This window comes from Nocardia sp. NPDC004260 (assembly GCF_053603155.1).
Genome location: NZ_JBSGEZ010000246.1, coordinates 1 through 1,674 on the forward strand (window position 1 = coordinate 1; position 1,674 = coordinate 1,674).

The 1,674-nt window shown below is 64.4% G+C and carries 2 protein-coding genes; one reads left to right on the plus strand and one right to left on the minus strand.

Going from position 1 to position 1,674, the window contains the following annotated elements:
• Positions 1-229 precede the first annotated feature (229 nt).
• The gene (locus ACWEO7_RS39380; protein ID WP_452430925.1) at positions 230-1,063 is read left to right on the plus strand and encodes an IS5 family transposase; all 834 of its coding nucleotides are present in this window, start codon (positions 230-232) and stop codon (positions 1,061-1,063) included.
• Here ACWEO7_RS39380 and ACWEO7_RS39385 read toward each other — a convergent pair.
• Positions 1,040-1,576 carry a hypothetical protein gene (locus ACWEO7_RS39385; protein WP_452430923.1) on the minus strand — a complete coding sequence of 179 codons (537 nt, stop codon included), beginning with the start codon at positions 1,574-1,576 and terminating at the stop codon, positions 1,040-1,042. The genes ACWEO7_RS39380 and ACWEO7_RS39385 overlap by 24 nt on opposite strands.
• Positions 1,577-1,674: the final 98 nt, after the last annotated feature.

Genomic DNA, 1,674 nt, shown 5'->3' on the forward strand with positions numbered 1-1,674 from the left:
AGTGAGCGTCCGGGAACTCTTGTCGGGGATCTGTTCAGTCGTAGCGGGTGGTGAGGCGCCTGCAGATTCGGCTGTGCCGGGGTCGGTGGTGCAAGATCGGCGAATGTTGTTGCAGGTGAATGACGTTCGTCCGGCGTGGTGTAGCCCGAGCAGGGAGAACTCCTGGTAGATCACCGGTTGTCGAGACCGTGTTCTGCCAGGAGTTCGTGTGCCAGTATTGCCGAGTTGTCTGTGTTCGTCATGCCCGGCCCACGGCGAGCCGCCGACGGCGTGTCCGGCGTATCCGTCCTCGTGTAGTGACGAGCAATGGGCGCTGCTCGAACCGCTGCTGCCCGCGCCGGGCAATACCGGCGGCAAGGGCGGTCGCGGTGAGAAACATCCCCGCCGCCTGGTGTTGGACGCGATCTTCTACCTGGTGCGCGGCGGCATCGCCTGGCGGGCGCTGCCCACCGACTTCCCACCCCCGACGACGGTCTACGACATCTTCTGCCGATGGACCAAAGCCGGTGTATGGCAACGGATTACCGATGTACTGCGCGACCGGATCCGAGTACGTGCGCGCCGCGCGCGAACCCCGACGGCAGCGATCATCGACTCCCAGTCGGTACGGGGTGCCGACACCGTGCCCGCCGGTTCACGCGGATGGGACAACGGCAAGAAAGTCGGCGGCCGTAAACGCCATATCGCCACCGACACCATGGGCCTGCTGCTGGCGGTCGTTGTCACCGCCGCCAGCACCCAGGACCGCGACGGCGCGGTCCCGCTGCTGGCGAGGCTGCGGGAGCGGTTCTCCACTATCGCATTGATCTGGGCCGATGCCGGCTACGCGGGCAGGCTGGTGCACTGGGCGCACCAGGTCCTGGACCTGGCCGTGACGATCGTCAAACGCACCGATCCCGGCTTCGTCGTACTGCCGCGCCGCTGGGTCGCCGAACGAACCCTGGCCTGGATCAGCAAACACCGCCGCTGCGTCCGCGACTACGAAACCAGGCCCGACCACCACGAAGCCATGATCTATCTCGCCACCATCATGACCATGTCACGCCGACTCACCCGAACGTGAGCGAAGCGACGCGACAGAGTTCAGTCCGTCGGCGCCGCGGTGCCATGAGCCTGTCTCGGGATTCCATCCCTTGACCAAGACGGCGTCGGTGGGTTCGGCAGGCCAGCACTGAATCCGTACGCGTTGCCTACCGGCGGGATGATCCGATTCCTGATCATTCTCCTGGCTCATGGGCGAGTTCGTCAGCGACACACGCAACCGCAGCCACCCCTTCGGAACCGTCACCAGATCACCGTCGTCCTCGCCGTAGGTCGGAGAGGTGAGCCTCAGTGTGCCGGAGTTAGCTCGTAGGCTGCACTCGGTCACCGTGTCGAAGGCATCGGTGTCATCAGCAGGAGCGCCACCACTCACCTCGATGACGACGGTGACCTCACCGTTGACCCCTGTACAGATACCGACCGCGTCGCTCGCCAGCGCCAAGTGATCGAGCAGTGCGGAATCCGACCACTCGTCCGCCAGCTCGCTCGAGGACTCACTGTCAAGCAGATGGATCTGCTGATAGTCGGAAAACACAGTCAGCTCTGTTACCACAACTCCCCTTCATACCAGGCCCTCAAGGCACCCCGCTTCAGCGGCAACAGTCCAGCACAGGAAGTTCCCGGACGCTCACT